The 19017-nt window shown below is 65.9% G+C and carries 15 protein-coding genes and 1 rRNA gene; 2 read left to right on the top strand and 14 right to left on the bottom strand.

Features of this window, described 5'->3' with window-relative positions; genetic code table 11:
* Positions 1 to 49: 49 nt before the first annotated feature.
* From murG to coq7, 11 genes are all read right to left on the bottom strand, one after another.
* Positions 50 to 1153: an undecaprenyldiphospho-muramoylpentapeptide beta-N-acetylglucosaminyltransferase gene (gene murG / locus A9Z05_RS03085; protein ID WP_069616826.1), complete on the bottom strand. Its 1104-nt coding sequence runs from the start codon at positions 1151 to 1153 to the stop codon at positions 50 to 52.
* Entirely contained in the window at positions 1150 to 2433 is a 1284-nt protein-coding gene (gene ftsW, locus A9Z05_RS03090; RefSeq protein ID WP_069616827.1) for a putative lipid II flippase FtsW, read from the bottom strand. The genes murG and ftsW overlap by 4 nt, the downstream gene beginning before the upstream one ends.
* Positions 2430 to 3941, bottom strand: coding sequence for a UDP-N-acetylmuramoyl-L-alanine--D-glutamate ligase (murD, locus tag A9Z05_RS03095; RefSeq protein ID WP_069616828.1), 1512 nt, complete (start codon positions 3939 to 3941; stop codon positions 2430 to 2432). Before murD ends, ftsW begins: the two co-directional genes overlap by 4 nt.
* A gap of 28 nt (positions 3942 to 3969) precedes the next feature.
* Positions 3970 to 5139 (bottom strand): phospho-N-acetylmuramoyl-pentapeptide-transferase, encoded by a 1170-nt coding sequence (gene mraY, locus A9Z05_RS03100; protein ID WP_006477019.1) that lies wholly within the window; start codon positions 5137 to 5139, stop codon positions 3970 to 3972.
* A gap of 16 nt (positions 5140 to 5155) precedes the next feature.
* Positions 5156 to 6562, bottom strand: a complete 1407-nt coding sequence (gene murF, locus A9Z05_RS03105) for a UDP-N-acetylmuramoyl-tripeptide--D-alanyl-D-alanine ligase (protein ID WP_069616829.1) — start codon at positions 6560 to 6562, stop codon at positions 5156 to 5158.
* Positions 6559 to 8106, bottom strand: a complete 1548-nt coding sequence (locus A9Z05_RS03110; RefSeq protein WP_069616830.1) for a UDP-N-acetylmuramoyl-L-alanyl-D-glutamate--2,6-diaminopimelate ligase — start codon at positions 8104 to 8106, stop codon at positions 6559 to 6561. Before A9Z05_RS03110 ends, murF begins: the two co-directional genes overlap by 4 nt.
* Positions 8103 to 9950 (bottom strand): penicillin-binding protein 2, encoded by a 1848-nt coding sequence (locus A9Z05_RS03115; RefSeq protein WP_069616831.1) that lies wholly within the window; start codon positions 9948 to 9950, stop codon positions 8103 to 8105. Before A9Z05_RS03115 ends, A9Z05_RS03110 begins: the two co-directional genes overlap by 4 nt.
* Complete coding sequence (gene ftsL / locus A9Z05_RS03120) at positions 9947 to 10288, bottom strand: cell division protein FtsL (protein WP_069616832.1); 342 nt, start codon at positions 10286 to 10288, stop codon at positions 9947 to 9949. Before ftsL ends, A9Z05_RS03115 begins: the two co-directional genes overlap by 4 nt.
* Positions 10285 to 11226: a 16S rRNA (cytosine(1402)-N(4))-methyltransferase RsmH gene (gene rsmH / locus A9Z05_RS03125; RefSeq protein ID WP_011694135.1), complete on the bottom strand. Its 942-nt coding sequence runs from the start codon at positions 11224 to 11226 to the stop codon at positions 10285 to 10287. Before rsmH ends, ftsL begins: the two co-directional genes overlap by 4 nt.
* A gap of 23 nt (positions 11227 to 11249) precedes the next feature.
* Positions 11250 to 11678, bottom strand: a complete 429-nt coding sequence (gene mraZ, locus A9Z05_RS03130) for a division/cell wall cluster transcriptional repressor MraZ (protein ID WP_006487094.1) — start codon at positions 11676 to 11678, stop codon at positions 11250 to 11252.
* A 386-nt stretch (positions 11679 to 12064) separates the two neighbouring features.
* A complete protein-coding gene (coq7, locus tag A9Z05_RS03135) occupies positions 12065 to 12691 on the bottom strand; it encodes a 2-polyprenyl-3-methyl-6-methoxy-1,4-benzoquinone monooxygenase (protein ID WP_069616833.1) in 627 nt (208 codons plus the stop codon).
* 276 nt (positions 12692 to 12967) lie between these two features.
* On the opposite strand from coq7, the gene A9Z05_RS03140 reads away from it, so the two are divergent.
* Positions 12968 to 14119, top strand: coding sequence for a porin (locus tag A9Z05_RS03140; RefSeq protein WP_069616834.1), 1152 nt, complete (start codon positions 12968 to 12970; stop codon positions 14117 to 14119).
* Between the two features lie 288 nt (positions 14120 to 14407).
* Here A9Z05_RS03140 and A9Z05_RS03145 read toward each other — a convergent pair whose 3' ends face one another.
* The 3 genes from A9Z05_RS03145 to rrf form a co-directional block, all read right to left on the bottom strand.
* Positions 14408 to 16081, bottom strand: a complete 1674-nt coding sequence (locus A9Z05_RS03145) for a long-chain fatty acid--CoA ligase (protein ID WP_069616835.1) — start codon at positions 16079 to 16081, stop codon at positions 14408 to 14410.
* Positions 16082 to 16218: 137 nt separating this feature from the next.
* Complete coding sequence (locus tag A9Z05_RS03150) at positions 16219 to 18294, bottom strand: molybdopterin-dependent oxidoreductase (RefSeq protein ID WP_069616845.1); 2076 nt, start codon at positions 18292 to 18294, stop codon at positions 16219 to 16221.
* Positions 18295 to 18666: 372 nt separating this feature from the next.
* A 5S ribosomal RNA gene (gene rrf / locus A9Z05_RS03155) occupies positions 18667 to 18779 on the bottom strand.
* Positions 18780 to 18820: 41 nt separating this feature from the next.
* Between rrf and A9Z05_RS37140 the strand changes: the two genes are divergently transcribed.
* A partial coding sequence (locus tag A9Z05_RS37140) for a hypothetical protein (protein ID WP_218077798.1) occupies positions 18821 to 19017 on the top strand: 197 nt, incomplete at its 3' end.

A 19017-nucleotide genomic window follows, 5' to 3' on the forward strand; every position in this document is an offset into this window, starting at 1 on the left:
CGGGGGGGCCGAGCCCCCCCGAGCGAACGAAGTGAGCGTGAGGGTTGTTTCATTTAAGTTGTTCCAGGTTCGCGCCGGCCGCCTTCGCGCACACGCGCGCGACTTCGTCGGTGGCCTCGGGCTTCGCGAGCGAGCGCGAACGTTCCGCCATCTCCGCGAGCGATGCCCGCGACTGGCTGCGCAGCCAGTCGGCGAGCAGTTCCGCCGACAGATCGCGTTGTTGCACCAGCACGGCCGCGCCCGCATCGGCAAGGAACGCGGCGTTGGTCGTCTGGTGATCGTCGACCGCGTACGGGAACGGCACGAACAGCGCCGCCACGCCCACCGCCGCGATCTCCGACACCGTCATCGCGCCCGACCGGCAGATCACCAGATCCGCCGCCGCATACGCGGCCGCCATGTCGTCGATGAACGGCACGAGCCGCACGTCTTCGCCGGCCGCGAAACCGGCCGCTTCGTAATTCGCCTTCAATGCATCGATGTGCTTCACGCCGGCCTGATGCACGACGCGCGGGCGCTCGCCCGGCGCCAGCAGCGCCAGCGCGCGCGGCACGACTTCGTTCAGCGCGGCCGCCCCGAGGCTGCCGCCGACGACCAGCACGTTCAACGGGCCGCCGCGCGACGCATAGCGTGCTTGGGGCGGTTCCGTGTGCGCAAGTTCCGCGCGAATCGGGTTACCCGTCCATTCCGCGTGCGGCAGCGCGCCGGGGAACGCGACGAGCACGCGCTTCGCGAGTTTCGCGAGCACCTTGTTCGTCAGGCCCGCGATCGAATTCTGTTCGTGCAGCACGAGCGGACGCCCCGACAGCGCGGCCATCACGCCCGCCGGGAACGTGATGTAGCCGCCCATCCCGAGCACGACGTCCGGCCGCACGCGGCGCAGCGCGCCGAGGCTCTGCCAGCATGCGCGCAGCAGGTTGACCGGCAGCGTCAGCTTGGTCTTCAGGCCCTTGCCGCGCAGCCCGCCGAAGCGCACGTACTCCATCGGAATGCCGTGTTTCGGCACGAGCGTCGCTTCCATCCCGGCCGGATTGCCGAGCCATACGACGCGCCAGCCCGCCGCTTCCATCCGGTGCGCGACCGCGAGCCCCGGGAACACGTGGCCCCCGGTGCCGCCTGCCATCACCATCAGCGTGCGTTGCGACGCGGTCATACCTTCCCTCCGCGCATCAGCACCCGGTTCTCGTAATCAACCCGCAGCAACACCGCGAGCGCGACGCAGTTCAGCAAAATGCCCGAGCCGCCGTAACTCACGAGCGGCAGCGTCAGCCCCTTGGTCGGCAGCAGCCCGAGGTTCACGCCCATGTTGATGAACGTCTGCGCGCCGAACCAGATGCCGATGCCCTTCGCCATCAGGCCCGCGAACGTGCGATCGAGCGCGAGCGCCTGGCGGCCGATCTCGAACGCGCGGCGCACGATCCAGTAGAACAGCAGGATCACGACCAGCACGCCGACGAAGCCGAGTTCCTCGCCGATCACCGCGAGGATGAAGTCGGTATGCGCTTCCGGCAGGTAGTTCAGCTTCTCGACGCTGCCGCCGAGGCCGACGCCGAACCACTCGCCGCGGCCGAAGGCGATCAGCGAGTGCGTGAGCTGGTAGGCCTTGCCCTGCGCGTAGCGCTCGTCCCACGGATCCAGATACGCGAAGATCCGCTCGCGACGCCACGGCGACAGCCACACGAGCATCGTGAACGTGCCGACCGCCGTCGCGACGAGGCCGCCGAACAGCTTGCCGTTCACGCCGCCGAGGAACAGCACGCCCATCGCGATCGCGGCGACCACCATGAACGCGCCCATGTCGGGCTCGAGCAGCAGCAGCGCGCCGACGAGACCGACCGCGAACGCCATCGGCAGGAAGCCCTTCGCGAAGCTCTGCATGTATTCCTGCTTGCGCACCGTGTAGTTCGCCGCGTAGATCGTCACCGCGAGCTTCATGATTTCCGACGGCTGCATGTTCGTGATGCCGAGCGGAATCCAGCGGCGCGCACCGTTCACGCCCTTGCCGACGTGCGGGATCAGCACGATCACGAGGCCGACGAGCGCGATCAGGAACAGATGCGGCGCGTATTTATCCCAGGTCGACACCGGCACGCGGAACGCGATCACCGCCGCGACGAACGCGACGCCGAGCGACACGCAGTGACGCATCAGGAACGCGTAATCGTGATACGACGCGTATTTCGGCGAATCGGGCATCGCGATCGACGCCGAATACACCATCACGACGCCGAGCCCGAGCAGCGCGATCGCGACCCACAGCAGCGAATAGTCGAAATCGAGCATCCGCGAACGGCTCGGGCGCACGCCGTTGACGACGCTCGCGAGGCCACCCGTCGCAGCGCGCGTGGCCGATGCGACGCGGCCGCCCGCGGCATTGCCGCCGGTGTCGCGCCGGTCGTTGAAACGGGAGGCGAGGCGATCGGTCCAGCTCATGACGTCGCTCCTTTGTCGATGGCGACTTCATCCACCGCCGCGCGGAACACCTCCGCGCGATGGGCGTAGTTCCTGAACATGTCGAGGCTCGCGCACGCGGGCGACAGCAGCACCGCATCGCCCGGTTCGGCCAGCTCGGCCGCCGCGTGCACCGCACCTTCGAGCGTCGCGTGGTCGGCGAGCGGCACGCCCGTTTCGGCGAGCGTGTCGCGGATCGCCGGCGCGTCGCGGCCGATCAGCATCACCGCGCGGCACCAGCGCGCGACCGGCGCGACCAGCGGCGCGAAATCCTGCCCCTTGCCGTCGCCGCCCGCGATCAGGACGATCTTCTGGGCGAGCCCGTCGAGCGCGGCCACCGTCGCGCCGACGTTCGTGCCTTTGCTGTCGTCGACGTAGTCGACGTCGTCGATCGTCGCGATCACTTCGACGCGATGCGCTTCGCCGCGGTATTCGCGCAGCGCGTGCAGCAGCGGCGCGGCCGGCAGGTCGATCGCCCGCGCGAGCGCGAACGCGGCCAGCGCGTTCGCCGCGTTGTGCAGCCCGCGGATGCGCAGCGCGTCGACCGGCATCAGGCGCTTCTGCGCGATGTCGGGCGTATGCGCGGCGTCGCGCTTGCGCCGGCGGGTCGTCGTCGCTTCGTCCGGCGCGTCGCGATCGACGGCTTCCACCAGCCATGCGATGCCGTTGTCGCGCGACAGCCCGTAGTCGCCGTCCTGCGTCGGTTCGTTCAGGCCGAACGTGACCGTGCGCGGCGCGTCGGCCGCGCCGGCTGCCGGCGCGAACTTCATCACGGCCGCGTCGTCGCGGTTCAGCACGCGCGTCGTCGTCGCGCCGAAGATCCTGCCCTTTGCCTGCGCGTACGCGTCGAAGCTGCCGTGCCAGTCGAGGTGGTCCTGCGTGATGTTGAGGATCGCGGCCGCATCGGGCGCGAACGTGCGCGCGGTCTCGAGTTGGAAGCTCGACAGTTCGAGCACCCAGACGTCGGGCAGCGCGGTTTCGTCGATCGCGCTCGCGAGCCGGTCGAGCATCGCCGGGCTGATGTTGCCCGCGACCGCGACCTTCCTGCCCGAGCGCTGGCACAGCAGGCCCGTGAGGCTCGTCGTCGTGGTCTTGCCGTTGGTGCCGGTAATCGCGAGCACCTTCGGCTGGTAGCCGCTCGTGCCGAGCGCGCGCAGCGCCTGCGCGAAGAATTCCAGCTCGCCCCACACCGCGATACCGCGCTCGTTCGCGGCCGCGACCAGCGCCGCGAGCGCCGGCTCCAGCGGCGACAGCCCGGGGCTCAGCCCGACGAGCTCGACGCCGCCGTCGAGCAGCGCGGGCGTGAACGCCCCGCCGACGAATTCCGCATCGATGCCTTCGGCCTGCAGTGCGGCAAGGTTCGTCGGCGCCTCGCGGGTATCGGCAATGCGCAGCCGGCACCCGTGCCTCGCGCACCATCGCGCGATCGCGAGACCCGATTCCCCGAGCCCCAGTACGAGCACCATCGGCCGTTGCCGATCTCCAAACATCTCGCCAGACATCCTTGTTACCTTTCCTTTACCGCAGCTTGAGGGTGGTCAGACCGAACAGGCACAGCATCAGCGTGATGATCCAGAAACGCACGACCACCTGCGTTTCCTTCCAGCCGGACAATTCGAAATGGTGATGCAGCGGCGCCATCTTCAGCAGGCGCCGCCCTTCGCCGTAACGCTTCTTCGTGTACTTGAACCACGACACCTGCAGCATCACCGACAGCGTTTCCGCGACGAAGATGCCGCCCATGATGAACAGCACGATTTCCTGGCGCACGATCACCGCAACCGTGCCGAGCGCGCCGCCCAGCGCCAGCGCGCCGACGTCGCCCATGAACACCTGCGCGGGATGCGTGTTGTACCAGAGGAATGCGAGCCCTGCCCCGCCCATCGCGGAACAGAAGATCAGCAGTTCGCCCGCGCCCGGGATGTGCGGGAACAGCAGGTATTTCGAATAGACCGCGCTGCCCATCACGTAGGCGAACACGCCAAGCGACGCGCCGACCAGCACGACCGGCATGATCACGAGACCGTCGAGGCCGTCGGTCAGGTTCACCGCGTTGCTCGCGCCGACGATCACGAAGTAGGTCAGCACGATGAAGCCCCAGACGCCGAGCGGGTAGCTGATCGACTTCAGGAACGGCAGCATCAGGTCGGCGCGCGCCGGCAGCCCCATCGACAGGCCGCTCCTCACCCACGCCATGAACAGGTCGAACACGCGCACGTTGTTCGCCTCGGACACGCTGAACGCGAGATAGACGGCCGCGAACAGGCCGATCACCGACTGCCAGAAATACTTCTCGCGCGACGACATCCCGCGCGGGTCCTTGTGGACGACCTTGCGGTAATCGTCGACCCAGCCGATCACGCCGAAGCCGAACGTGACGAGCATCACGATCCAGATGAACCGGTTCGTCAGGTCGCCCCACAGCAGCGTCGCGACCGCGATGCCGATCAGGATCAGCACGCCGCCCATCGTCGGCGTGCCGGACTTGACGAGGTGGGTCTGCGGGCCGTCCTTGCGCACGGCCTGCCCCACCTTCATTTGCGTCAGCTTGCGGATCACCCACGGTCCGCACACGAGCCCGATCCCGAGCGCGGTGATGGTGGCCATCACCGCCCGGAACGTGAGGTACGTGAACAAGCGCAAAAAGCTTGCGTCTCCTTGCAGCCATTGCGCCAGCGCCAGCAGCATGCTTCCTTCCTTCTACTCAGTGTGCGGCGGGCACGGTGCCCGCCGCGGGTTGGTTCGTCAGCGCGTCGACCACGCGCTCCATCTTCATGTACCGCGAGCCCTTCACGAGCACCGTCGCGTGCGCGCCGTAACCGGCCGCGAGCAGCGCCGACACGAGCGCGCCGACGTCGCCGAAATGGCGTGCCGTGTCGCCGTATGCGGTGCACGCGTCGCGCGATGCGTCGCCGAGCGCGAACAGCGCGTCGATCCCGCGTTCGCGCGCGTACGCGCCGACCTCGCGGTGGAATGCCGGCCCTTCGTCGCCGACTTCGCCCATGTCGCCGATCACCAGCACGCGCGGCGCCGGATGCGCGGCGAGCACGTCGATCGCGGCACGCATCGAATCGGGGTTCGCGTTGTATGTGTCGTCGACGACCGTCGAGCCCGCGAGGCTGCCGACGCTCGCCTGCTTCACCTGCAGCCGGCCCTTGACCGGTTCGAACGATTCGAGCCCCTGCCGGATCGCCGACAGCGCGACGCCGGCGCCGAGCGCCGCAGCCGTCGCGGCCAGCGCATTACGCGCGTTGTGCTCTCCGAGCGCGCGCAGCCGCACCGTGACGGCGCCCGCCGGCGTGTCGATCGCGAGTTCGCCGCCGTGCACGCGACCGACCACCTGCGCGTCGTTCTGCCGTTCGGCGTCGTGCAGCGCGAAATCGAGGATCCGGTTGCCGGTCGCCGCGACGCGCCAGATGCCCGCGTATGCGTCGTCGGCCGGGAACACCGCGACGCCGTCCGGCGGCAGCGCGTGGATCACGGCCGCGTGTTCGAGCGCGACGGCTTCGACCGTCGCCATGAATTCCTGGTGCTCGCGCTGCGCGTTGTTGACGAGCGCGACCGTCGGCGCGGTGACGCGCGCGAGGACCTCGGTTTCGCCCGGGTGGTTCATGCCGATCTCGATCACCGCGAGACGATGCGCGGCCGACAGGCGCAGCAGCGTCAGCGGCAGGCCGACATCGTTGTTCAGGTTGCCGGCCGTCGCGAGCCGCGCGTCGGCGCCGACCGTCGCCGCGAAGATCGACGCGATCATTTCCTTGACGGTCGTCTTGCCGTTGCTGCCCGTCACCGCGACGAGCGGCAGCGGGAATCGCGTCCGCCAGCCGTGCGCGAGCGCACCGAGCGCGGCACGCGTTTCGCCGCCTTCGATCATCGGCATCGCGACGCCCGCGGGCGCATGCGCGACGAGCGCCGCGGCCGCCCCGCGTGCGACGACGTCGCCGAGGAAGTCGTGCGCGTCGAAGCGCTCGCCCTTCAGCGCGACGAACAGGTCGCCCGGGCCGACCGTGCGGCTGTCGGTCGACACGCGGTCGAACGTGACGCCCGCATCGCCGTGGACGGTGGCGCCGGGAATCAGGCGGGCGGCTTCGCCGAGACTGAGCATCGTCATTCGGCGCCTCCCTTGCCCTGCGTCGCGCGCGCGGCGAGCGCGAGCCGCGCGTGATCCTGGTCGGAGAACGCGCGCTTCTTGCCCATGATTTCCTGCGTGGCCTCGTGGCCCTTGCCGGCCAGCACGACGACATCCTCGCGTGCGGCGCCGCGCACGGCCTGCAGGATCGCGCTCGCGCGATCCTCGATACGGCGTGCGCGATCGGGCGCGGTCATGCCCGCGACGACCTGGTCGATGATGCGCTGCGGATCTTCGCTGCGCGGGTTGTCGCTCGTGACGACGGTTTCGTCGGCGAGCCGCTCCGCGATCGCGCCCATCAGCGGACGCTTCGTCGCATCGCGATCGCCGCCGCAGCCGAACATGCAGACGAGCCGTCCGCCGCGCGCCGCGGCGATCGGGCGCAGCGCGTCGAGCGTCTTTTCAAGCGCGTCGGGCGTATGCGCGTAGTCAATCACGACGAGCGGTTCGTCGTTCTGCAGTCGGCCGCCGAGCCGCTGCATCCGGCCGTTGACCGACTCGAGCCGCCCGATTTCGGCGAGAGCCGCGTCGAACGGCACGTCGGCCGCGAGCAGCGAGCCGAGTACCGCGAGCAGGTTGCTGACGTTGAACGTGCCGAGCGTGCCGACCTCGACGTCCGCGTCGCCCCACGACGAACGCACGCGGAATGCGGTACCCGTCGCCGTCGCGCGCACGTCGAGCGCGATCAGCTCACGATCGGCGTCGGGCGCCGGAGCGTCGCCGATCCCGTATGCGATCGTGCGCACGCGGCCGGCCAGCTTCTCGAGCAGGCGACGGCCCGCCGCGTCGTCGCGGTTGATCACCGCCGCGCGCAAGCCGCGCCACGCGAACAGCTTCGCCTTCGCCGCCTCGTACGCATCGAACGTGCCGTGATAGTCGAGGTGATCCTGTGTGAGGTTCGTAAACACCGCGATGTCGAACGCCGTGCCATTCACACGCCCCTGGTGCAGCGCGTGCGACGAGACCTCCATCGCGACGGCCTGCGCGCCCGCGTCGCGCAACTGCGCGAGGCTGCGCTGAAGTTGCGGCGCGTCGGGCGTCGTGAAGCCGGTCGGCACGAGCTGGCCGGGCATCCCGCTGCCGAGCGTGCCGATCACCGCGCACGGTTGGTGCAACGCCGTCAGCGCGGTGGCGATCCATTGCGTGCACGACGTCTTGCCGTTCGTGCCGGTGACGCCGATCGCGAGCAGGCTGTCGCTCGGATCGCCGCACCAGCCGCTGGCGATCTCGCCGGCGAGCTGGTCGAGCGCCGGCACCGCGAGCGCGACGGGTACGGCCGGCGCGGCCGGTGCTGCGCTCAGCCCTTCCGGCTGATACAGCACGGCAGCCGCACCACGGGCGACGGCGTCGGCCATGAAAGCGCGGTTATCTGCCCCGTCGACCGCATACGCGACGAACACGTCGCCAGCCTTCAGGCTGCGCGTGTCCGCATGCAGTTGCGCCGCGGGGGCCACATGCTGACGCAGCCACGCGAGCGCGGCTGCGATCTGCTGATGCGCCGGATGGGAACTGCGGGCGGCGCTCATCGAACAACTCCTGGTGAATTACGCGTCGTGCTGGATACGATCATATGCTTCGCGCCGCTGCCCGCGGCCAGCTTTTGCGGGCCCTTTGCGGCAGCAGATTCCGGCGAATCGTCGGACACGACGAGCTGCTTGATCGGCATGTTCGGCGGGACGTTCAGCGCACGCATCGTGTCGCCGGCGATCGCGGAGAATACGGGGCCCGACACCTGACCGCCGAAGTGGCTGCCGGCAGTCGGCTCGTCGACCGACACCGCGATCACGACGCGCGGATTCGGCATCGGCGCCATCCCGACGAACGACGCGCGGTACTTGCGCGTGTAGCCGTGACCTTCGTGCTTGTATGCGGTGCCGCTCTTGCCGCCGACGCGATAGCCCGGCACGGCCGCATCCGGCGACGTGCCGCCCGGCGCGACCACCGTCTCGAGCATCGCGCGGACTTCGCGCGCGGTAGTCGGATTGAACACCTGCGTGCCCGCGATCGGTTGATTGGGGTCGGTCTTGAAAATGGTCACGGGCATCAGCTCGCCGTCGTGCGCGATCGCCGTGTACGCCCGTGCGAGCTGGAACAGCGACACCGACAGGCCATAGCCGTACGACATCGTCGCCTGCTCGATGCGGCGCCAGCTCTTCCACGGACGCAGGCGGCCGGCCACCGCGCCCGGGAACCCGACCTTCGGCGCCTGGCCGAGACCGATGCTCGTATACATATTCCACATTTCCTCGGGCCGCATCGTCATCGCGATTTTCGTCGCGCCGATGTTGCTCGACTTCTGGATCACGCCGCCGACCGTCAGCGTGCCGAAACCCGCGTCGTCGGTGATCGGCGCGCCGTCGAGCACGAAATGCCCGTTGCCCGTCTCGACGAGCGTGTTCGGCGTCACGCGGTGCAGATCGAGCGCGAGCGACACGGTGAACGGCTTCATGATCGAGCCCGGCTCGAACACGTCGGTCATGATCCGGTTGCGCAACTGCTCGCCCGTCATGCGCGAACGGTCGTTCGGGTTGTACGTCGGGTAGTTGACGAGCGCGAGCACTTCGCCGGTACGCACGTCGACGACCATCGCCGCGCCCGCCTTCGCCTTGAACTTCTCGACGGCGGCCTTCAGGTTCGCGTACGCGATGTACTGGATCTTGCTGTCGATCGACAGATCGACGTCGGTGCCGTTGTGCGGCGGGATCTGCTCGGCGACATCCTCGACGATGTGCCCCATCCGGTCCTTGATCACGCGACGCATGCCCGACGTGCCGGACAGCATCTTCTGGTCGCCCAGTTCGACGCCTTCCTGCCCTTCGTCCTCGACGTTCGTGAAGCCGATCAGGTGAGCGGTGATCTCGCCTTCCGGGTAGAAGCGCTTGTACTCGTTGCGCTGATAGATGCCGGGAATGTCGAGCGCGGCGACCTTGTCCGCGACGTCGATCGGCACCTGGCGCTTCACGTAGACGAAACCCTTGTCTTGCGACAGCTTCACGCGCAGTTCCTTCGACGTCATGCCGAGGAGCTTGCCGAGCTGGTTGATCTTGTCGGCGTCGAGATCGTCGGGCACCGCGTCCGGAATCGCCCAGATCGCGCGCACCGGCAGGCTCGTCGCGAGCACGAGCCCGTTACGGTCGAGAATCTTGCCGCGCGTGGCGGGCAGCTCGAGCGTGCGCTGGTAGCGGCTTTCGCCCTGCTTCTGATAGAACGCGTTGCCGGGCCCCTGGATCCAGAACGCCCGCGCGGTCAACGCGACGAACGCCATGAACAGCAGGAACACGACGAGCTTCGAGCGCCACATCGGCAAATGCACGCCCAGCACGGGGCTCGACGAAAACTTCACGTTCTGGCGCTTCGAGGACGGCTTCATCGCGCGCCCCCCTTGCCGTTGCCGGCCGTGTCGGCCGACGCCGCGATCGGCGCGTCGATCGCCTTCGCCGCGCCCGGCGGCAGCGTCAGGTATTGCGTGCGGCCGGTCGAAATCGGCTGCATTTTCAGCGAATCGTTCGCGAGCTGCTCGATGCGCGACGTCTTCGACAGCGCGCTCTGCTGATATTGAAGCTGCGCGTAGTCCTGCTGGAGCTGACGCTCCTGCGACTGCGCGCGCTGCAGCTGAATGAAGATCTGGCGTTGCTGGTTCGTCGAGTTGACGACCGACAGCGCGCAACCCATCACGATGATCAGCAGGAAGATATTGAGACGGCTCATGGCGTGACGCGCTCCGCAATGCGCATCACGGCCGAGCGGGCGCGCGGATTCGCGGCGACTTCCGCTTCGCTCGGAAACTGGCGGCTGATGATCTTGAGCGGCGGGCTCGGCAGGTCGACGGCGCGGATCGGCAGGCGACGATCGACCGCAGGCGCACTCGCGTGCGCCTGCATGAATCGCTTGACGATCCGGTCCTCGAGTGAATGAAAGCTGATGACCACCAGCCGCCCCCCTTGCTCCAGCAACGACAGTGCCGCGTCTAGTACGACTTGCAGGTCCGCAAGCTCTTGATTGACGTGAATCCGTATAGCCTGAAAGGTGCGGGTTGCCGGATCCTTGCCCTTCTCACGGGTTTTGACGACGTGACCCACGATTTGGGCAAGCTCGCCCGTGGTGTCGAGAGGCCCAAGACGGTCGGACTCTGCCCGGCGAGCAACAAGCGCCTTTGCAATCTGAAAAGCAAACCGTTCTTCCCCATAATCCCGTATCACCTCCGTCAATTCCTGCACCGATGCCCGCGCGAGCCATTCGGCCGCCGACTCGCCGCGCGTCGGATCCATTCGCATGTCCAGCGGACCATCGGCGCGGAAACTGAAGCCGCGCGCCGGATCGTCCACCTGCGGCGAGGACACGCCCAGGTCCAGCAACACCCCCGACACCTTCTCGACGCCGCGCGCCGCAAGCGCGTCGCGCATCGATGCAAAGCTGTCATGCACGATCGAGAAGCGCGCATCCTCGATGCCCTGCGCCGTCTCGATCGCCCTCGGATCCTTGTCGAACGCGATCAGCCGCCCGGCCGACGCCAGCCGCGCGAGCACCGCGCGGCTGTGGCCGCCGCGCCCGAACGTGCCGTCGACATACACGCCGTCCGGCCGCGTCACGAGCGACTCCACCGCTTCATCCAACAGCACCGTCCGATGCCGCAATTCATTTCCCATCGCGGGCGTCTCCGTCACCGCAATCAGAACGTGAAATTCTTCAGCGCGTCGGGCATGCCCTGCGCCATCGCTGCCTGCTCCTTCGCGTTGTAGGTCTGCGAATCCCACAGCTCGAAGTGACTACCCATTCCCAACAACATGACTTCCTTTTCCAGTCCGGCTGCCATGCGCAGCTCGGGCGATACGAGAATCCGGCCCGCGCTGTCGAGATCGACATCCATCGCATTGCCGAGAAAAATTCGCCGCCACCAGTGCGCGTCCATCGGCAGCGCGGCGATCTTGGCGCGGAACACTTCCCATTCGGGGCGCGGAAACAGCAACAGGCAGCCGTCCGGGTGCTTGGTCACAGTCACCCGTCCTTCTGCCTGTCCTTGCAGCGCTTCGCGATAGCGAGCCGGCACCGACATCCGCCCTTTCGCATCGAGCGTCAGCGCCGACGCCCCTTGGAACACTTTCCGCTCTCCCGTTCAGGGCACCGAAGCACCCGCTCAATGCTGAGAATTTAGCCGGAACAGCCTGCTAAATCACACAAAAATACACTTTCTCACACTGTCTCCCACTTTAGAGGAAGGGTGTGGCACGGTCAAGGGAGCGGCCCGCTTTTTTGACGAATTTTGTTAGTTAGAACAAGGACTTACGCGCACATGCTCATGCGACCCCTCATTCCAAAAACCGTTATAAATGAATGAGCTAGTGCAACTTGTGAAGGTGATACGTGAGAAAGACGGGCCAGACGGGCGTGCGGACGGGGCTTTCGGGGGCGGGAAAACGAGGAGCGCGTGGACGGTATCGGGGGCGGTGAACCGGGGCGGCGTCCTGCGCCACCCCGGCCCAAATCTCAGAGATAGTAAGCAGTGCGCGTCATGACTTTCGATGCGGCACGCATCAGCATGCGCGCGGGCAGCGGCAGCTCGATCCCGCCGGCGTCGGTCGCGGCCTTGCCGTGCTTCACCTCGTCGATCCGCATCTGGTCGACGATCGCGCGCGACGCGGCGTCGGTCGCCGGCAGCTCGGACATGTGACCTTCGAGATGGCTCTCGACCTGCCGCTCCGTCTCGGCCATGAAGCCGAGGCTGACCTTGTCGCCGAGCGTGCCGGCCGCCACGCCGATCGCGAGCGCGCCGGCATACCACAGCGGGTTCAGCAGGCTCGGGCGCGAATCGAGTTCCTTCAGCCGGTGCGCGGTCCATGCGAGGTGATCCTCCTCCTCGCGCGCGGCTTCCTCGAACATCGCCTTCGCCGACGCCGTGCGCGCGGTGAGCTTCTGCGCCTGATAGAGCGCCTGCGCGCAGACCTCGCCGACGTGATTCACGCGCATCAGGCCGGCCGCGTGCGTGCGCTCGGCGGGCGTCAGTTCGACGTCCGTCGTATCGGCCGGTACGGGCACCGGCCGGCTCATCCGGCTAATGCCGGTCAGCGATCGCAGGCCGCGATCGAATTCGCTGATCAGTTCATCCAACACCATCCTGTTCTCCTGGCTGCAGGTGCCGCCGCGCGCGGCAAGGGCACGAGTCCGCTGCGTAACCGAGTTGATTATTCAGCGGAAATTGCGGTTAACCCGTGATTTTAACCATTGTTGCATAAAGGAAACATGGCGGCGTTGAGCTGCAGCATTTCGCTTTGTGGCAAAAACCGGCTTTGCTACATTACGTGCGACTTCTTGCGAAGTTGATGGGGCCTGTCGACAGAACATAACTATCCGCCCCGCCAAAAAAATTCAGTGATTCTTGGAGATCCGCTAATGAAAAAGTCGCTTCTCGCGCTCGTCGCGCTGGGCGCGTTCGCTGGCGCTGCCCATGCGCAAAGCAGCGTGACGCTTTACGGCATCATCGATGAAGGCTTCCTCTTCAACAACAACGCAGGCGGCAAGCACCTGTACGGCCTGGCGAGCGGCGTGATGCAAGGCAGCCGCTTCGGCCTGCGCGGCACCGAGGACCTCGGTGGCGGCCTGAAGGCGATCTTCACCCTCGAAAACGGTTTCGACGTGAACAGCGGCAGGCTCGGTCAGGGCGGCCTGATGTTCGGCCGTCAGGCTTACGTCGGCCTGTCGAGCCCGTACGGTACGGTCACGCTGGGCCGTCAGTACGATTCCGTCGTCGACTTCGTCGGCCCGCTCGAGGCAGGCGACCAGTGGGGCGGCTACATCGCCGCTCACCCGGGCGACCTCGACAACTTCAACAACGCGTATCGCGTGAACAACGCGGTCAAGTTCACGAGCCAGAACTACGGCGGCCTCACGTTCGGCGGCCTGTACAGCTTCGGCGGCCAGGCAGGCCAGTTCTCGAAGAACCAGGTCTGGTCGCTCGGCGCAGGCTACAACAACGGCCCGCTGGTCCTCGGCGTCGGTTACTTGAACGCACGTACGCCGAACCAGTTCGGCGGCATGTTCAACAACGGTTCCGCATCGTCGTCGGTCTCGTCGCCGATCTACGGCGCGTACGCGAACAATGCGAACACGTACCAGGTCATCGGTGCAGGCGGTGCGTACACGTTCGGCGCAGCGACGATCGGCGCGACGTACTCGAACACGAAGTTCAAGGGCTTCTCGGCAGGCCCGTTCGTGAACCAGACCGCGACGTTCAACAACGGCGAAATCAACTTCAAGTACCAGTTGACCCCGGCGTTGATCCTCGGCGCCGCGTACGACTACACGCAAGGCAGCAAGATCGACGGCAACTCGGCAGCCAAGTACCACCAAGGCTCGCTGGGCGTCGACTACTTCCTGTCGAAGCGCACCGACGTCTACGCGATCGGCGTGTACCAGCACGCATCGGGCAACGTGCTCGATTCGAACGGCAACGTCCTGAAGGCAACGGCAGCGATCAACGGCCTGGCCGGGTCGAGCACCAGCAACCAGGTCGCGGCACGCGTCGGCATCCGTCACAAGTTCTAATCAGCTTACCTGACAAGCCGCAGCATATTGAAGGCGCCTTCGGGCGCCTTCTTCTTTTCTGGTGCGGCCGGGGTGTCGGTCGGTGGCAGGTGGCCGGGTGGCGAATCGATCGGCTCGCGAGTGGCGGTAGATGCGCGTCGCGGTGCGCCGTCCCGGCCGTTATGTCCAAAGCGCGAAGCTTGCGCCGCCGTCCTGCACGAAACAGGCGCCGCCGGTCATTCATCCGCAGCCGCAAACAGAAAACCCGGCACCGGCCGGGCGTTTCGTTCAACCGTATCGTTGCGTGCGTTACGCGCGTCCGTCACGTAGTTCGCGCCGCAGGATCTTGCCGACGTTCGTCTTCGGCAACTCCGTGCGGAACTCGACCAGCTTCGGCCGCTTGTACCCGGTGAGCCGCTCCTTGCAGTAGGCAAGGATGTCCTTGTCGGTCAGCGCCGGATCCTTTTTGACGACGAACAGCTTCACGGCTTCGCCGGAATGCTCGTCCGGTACGCCGACTGCCGCCACCTCGAACACGCCCGGATGCGACGCCACCACGTCTTCGACTTCGTTCGGATACACGTTGAAGCCGGACACGAGAATCATGTCCTTCTTGCGATCGACGATCTTCACGTAGCCGCGCGCGTCCATCACGCCGACGTCGCCCGTCTTGAAGAAGCCGTCCGCGAACATGACCTTCGCGGTCTCGTCCGGCCGGTTCCAGTAGCCGGCCATCACCTGCGGCCCGCGGATGCAGATCTCGCCCGGCTCGCCGAGCGCGACGTCGTTGCCGGCATCGTCGCGGATCGCGACTTCGGTCGACGGCAGCGGCAAGCCGATCGTGCCGCTGTATTCGGTCGCCGTCACGGGGTTGCAGGTCGCCACCGGCGACGTTTCGGACAGCCCGTATCCTTCGATGATCGCGGTACCGGTCTTTTCATACCAGCGCTTCGCGACGCCTTCCTGGATCGCCATGCCGCCGCCGTTGGCGATCACGAGCTTCGACAGGTCGAGCTGACCGAATTCCGGATGGTTCAGCAGCGCGTTGTACAGCGTGTTGACGGCCGGAATCGTCGAGATCTGGTAGCCCTTCAGCTCCTTGATCATGCCGGCGATATCGCGCGGATTCGGGATCAGGATGCCCATCCCGCCCGTGCGCATCGTCAGGAAACCGCAGACAGTCAGTGCGAACACGTGATACAGCGGCAGCGCGACAACCGTCACGAACTGTTTCACGTCTGGGTACTTGTCGTGAGCCGGCTGATGCCAGGCGCCGGCCTGCAGCACGTTCGACACGATATTCCGGTGCAGCAGCGTCGCGCCCTTCGCCACGCCGGTCGTCCCGCCCGTGTACTGCAGGAACGCGACGTCGTCGGGGCCGATTTTCTGCGATTTGAAGCCCTGCCGCGCGCCCTCCGACAGCGCGGCCTTGAAGCGCGTGAACGACGGCAGTTGCCACGCAGGCACCATCTTCTTCACGTTGCGCACGACATAATTGACGAGCCAGCCCTTGATGCCCAGCAGGTCGCCCATCGACGCGACGACCACGTGCTTGACGGCCGTATCGGCGATGACGGCCTGCAGCGTCGACGCGAAATTCTCGAGGATGACGATCGCCTCCGCACCGCTGTCCTTCAGCTGATGCTCGAGCTCACGCGGCGTATAGAGTGGGTTGACGTTGACGACGGTGTAGCCGGCGCGCAGGACCGCGGCAATCGTGACCGGGTATTGCAGCACGTTCGGCATCATGATCGCGACGCGCGCCCCGCGAGCCAGGCCGCGGGATTGCAGCCACGCACCGAACTCGCGCGACAGCTTGTCGAGTTCGCCGTACGTGATGCCCTTGCCCATGCAGACGAACGCGGTACGGTCTCGGTACTGCCGAAAGCTCTCGTCGAGCAGGTCCGGAACGGACGGATAAGGAGAGGAAGCAATTTCGGCTGGAACGCCGGGTGGGTACGATTTCAGCCAAATTTTATCCATACCGCGCGTCTCCTCACAGATTTTCGAATGGTCGTGCTAAAACGCATCGTAACGGCTCCCCCGCCCCGATACAACAGGGTTAGATGTCCACTTCGAACTTGCATATCAATTTCGTCTGATCATACGGCGATATTCGATCAAATCCGCTCAACTTCCACAAGACAATCGTAAAACGTCGCCGAATTGCCCAGGTCCGTCAGCGCCTGGCTCGTCACCTCGTTCGCGTTCCTGCCGTCCGGCGCCAGCTTCTTCCACCAGATCGACAGCCCGACGACGAGCCCGGCACGCGCGCGATCGGTCACCCGCGCGAGCGCCTGCATCGATCCGCGGTCGTTGAAGATGCGGACGACGTCACCCTCTGCGATCCCGCGCGCGCTGGCGTCGGACGGATGCATGTCGAGGTGCGGCTCGCCTTCCGTCGAACGCAGGCTGTCGACGTTCACGAACGTGCTGTTCAGGAAGTGGCGGGCCGGCGGCGAAATCATCGCCAGCGGATAGCGTGCGGCAAGCTCGGGCGCGGCTTCGGCCGATTCGAACGGCGGCAGATAGTCAGGGACGGGGTCCATGCCCATCTGCTCGAGCCGCTGGCTGTAGAACTCGCACTTGCCGGAGGGAGTGCGGAAACCGCCGTTCGCGAACGGCGCTTCCGGCAGCTTGAGCTTCAGCCAGCCGGCGCGCTTCAACGTGTCCCAGTCGCTGTCGAGCGCCGGATCGTCCCAGCGAAGCGCCGCGCGCGCAACCTCTTCGTCGCTGTGATAGAGCGCGGGCTCGTCGAGTCCCATGCTGCGCGCGATTCCGCGAAAGATCTCCGTGTTCGGCCGCGCGTCTCCCACCGGCGGAATCGCCGGCAGGTTCGCCATTACGTAGGTATGGCCGTACGACTTATGGACATCCAGATGTTCTAGCTGCGTGGTCGCCGGCAATACAATGTCGGCGAAATCGACCGTATCTGTCTTGAAGTGCTCGAGAACGACCGTGAACAAATCGTCACGTGCGAAGCCCGTGGCAACCTTCGACGAGTCGGGTGCAACCGCCACCGGATTCGAGTTGTACACGATCACCGCTTCGACTTTCGGCCCGAACGTCGCGTCGCCCGGATGCAGCAGCGCGTCGCCGAGCGCGTTCATGTTGATGATGCGCGGCAGCTTGTGCGGCCAACCCGGCATCAGGTCCGGACGCAGCAGCGCCGCCAGATTGATGGGCGCCGATTCCGACGACGAGAGCAGCAGGCCACCCGCCCGATCGCGCCACGCCCCCGTCAACGCCGGCAGGCTTGCGATTGCGCGCACGGCATTGCCGCCGCCGCGAACGCGTTGCATGCCGTAGTTGAGGCGGATGGATGCCTTGCGGGTGGCGCCGTAGCGACGCGCCAGATCGACCAGCTCCGACGCGTCGATGCCGCAGATCTGCGCAACGCGTTCGGGCGGATAGGACAAGGCGCGCGCCTTGAGTGCGTCAAAGCCGAGTGTGTGGTCGGCGATGTAATCGTGATCGAGCAGATTTTCGGTAATCAGCACGTACATCATGCCGAGCGCAAACGCGCCATCGGTACCTGGCTTCAGCGCAATGTGCTGATGACATTTCTCCGCGGTCAGCGAACGGTACGGGTCGATCGCGACAAGACGCGCGCCACGACGCTTCGCTTCCTGCGCGCGGGTCCAGAAGTGCAGGCTCGATGCAATCGGATTCGCGCCCCATATCAGGATCAGCTCGCTTTCCTCGAAGTGCTCGACGTGCATGCCGACACTGCCGCCGTACGTGTATCGCAGCCCCGCCGCGCCGGCCGCCGAGCAGATCGTGCGCTCCAGCCGCGACGCGCCGAGCTTGTGAAAGAAGCGCTGTGCGATGCCCTCGCCTTGCACGAGCCCCATCGTCCCCGCATAGCTGTACGGCATGATTGCTTCCGGCGCGCGCTCGGCGATTTCACCGAGGCGACGTCCGATCTCGTCGAACGCCTCGTCCCAGCTGATCGGCACGAAGCGCCCTTCCCCCTTCGTGCCGACCCGCCTGAGCGGAACGGTGAGGCGGTCGGGATGATGAACGCGATCCGCATATCGGCTGACTTTCGTACACAACACGCCCTGCGTCGGAGGATGGTCGGGGTCGCCGGTGACCTTGATTGCCTTGCCGTTGTCGACGGTCACCCGCATTGCGCACGTGTCCGGACAATCATGCGGGCAAACGGCCCGGGCTACCTGGGTGGCGGCGTTCATCGTTTTGAATGCAGAGGTGAGGATTCGCAAATTTTACGTGGACACGTCGAATAAAGCGTTCATTTCGCACCGGTTTTGGATTACTTGACCGAAGAGGGGACGAGGTGGCGGGCCGCAGGAAGCGGAAGGCGGGTCACGCAATCGCTCTTGTCGATATGCGTTTGCGGGAGCAAAGCGCGGTTTGATCGAAGATACGATCAATAACCGGCGGAATCGCCTAAGATGGAAGCGAGTAGGAAAGTTTGATACTGCAATGGTTTGCCGCCGAGGAGCCCGGCGTACGTCGCCTCGGAACGCTTCGCCACATGCTTTTGGGGACGCCGAAATGCAAAAACCCCCGCCTGATCGGGCGGGGGTTTCTGGCTTGAGGGAGCCTGACGATTACCTACTTTCACACGGGAATCCGCACTATCATCGGCGTAGAGTCGTTTCACGGTCCTGTTCGGGATGGGAAGGGGTGGGACCGACTCGCTATGGTCATCAGGCAAAGAGGGTTGTTCTGCTGGCGTGGCCAACAGAACCAATCTTGGAAGAAGCAGTAATTTTGAGTTGTGTGTATCACACACGAGAATCCAACTTGTCTCGTCTTGCTACGCAGGTCACCGGTACTTCAACCGGCGCGCCGCATCGATCAGCTTCGCTGCTCGACGCTCTGCGTGGGATGCTCGTAAGTGCTGAAGCACTAACGATCATCGACACAAGGCAGACTTGTTATAGGATCAA

It is taken from the genome of Burkholderia sp. A2 (genome assembly GCF_001729305.1).
Classification (GTDB): Bacteria; Pseudomonadota; Gammaproteobacteria; order Burkholderiales; family Burkholderiaceae; genus Burkholderia; species Burkholderia sola.

Coding starts and splice junctions, on each gene's coding strand:
- A9Z05_RS03115 (WP_069616831.1), bottom strand. CDS start 9,950: ATGAAGCCGTCCTCGAAGCGCCAGAACGTGAAGTTTTCGTCGAGCCCC.
- ftsL (WP_069616832.1), bottom strand. CDS start 10,288: ATGAGCCGTCTCAATATCTTCCTGCTGATCATCGTGATGGGTTGCGCG.
- coq7 (WP_069616833.1), bottom strand. CDS start 12,691: ATGGTGTTGGATGAACTGATCAGCGAATTCGATCGCGGCCTGCGATCG.
- murF (WP_069616829.1), bottom strand. CDS start 6,562: ATGACGATGCTCAGTCTCGGCGAAGCCGCCCGCCTGATTCCCGGCGCC.
- murD (WP_069616828.1), bottom strand. CDS start 3,941: ATGTTTGGAGATCGGCAACGGCCGATGGTGCTCGTACTGGGGCTCGGG.
- murG (WP_069616826.1), bottom strand. CDS start 1,153: ATGACCGCGTCGCAACGCACGCTGATGGTGATGGCAGGCGGCACCGGG.
- A9Z05_RS03150 (WP_069616845.1), bottom strand. CDS start 18,294: ATGAACGCCGCCACCCAGGTAGCCCGGGCCGTTTGCCCGCATGATTGT.
- rsmH (WP_011694135.1), bottom strand. CDS start 11,226: ATGGGAAATGAATTGCGGCATCGGACGGTGCTGTTGGATGAAGCGGTG.
- A9Z05_RS03145 (WP_069616835.1), bottom strand. CDS start 16,081: ATGGATAAAATTTGGCTGAAATCGTACCCACCCGGCGTTCCAGCCGAA.
- mraY (WP_006477019.1), bottom strand. CDS start 5,139: ATGCTGCTGGCGCTGGCGCAATGGCTGCAAGGAGACGCAAGCTTTTTG.
- A9Z05_RS03140 (WP_069616834.1), top strand. CDS start 12,968: ATGAAAAAGTCGCTTCTCGCGCTCGTCGCGCTGGGCGCGTTCGCTGGC.
- ftsW (WP_069616827.1), bottom strand. CDS start 2,433: ATGAGCTGGACCGATCGCCTCGCCTCCCGTTTCAACGACCGGCGCGAC.
- A9Z05_RS03110 (WP_069616830.1), bottom strand. CDS start 8,106: ATGAGCGCCGCCCGCAGTTCCCATCCGGCGCATCAGCAGATCGCAGCC.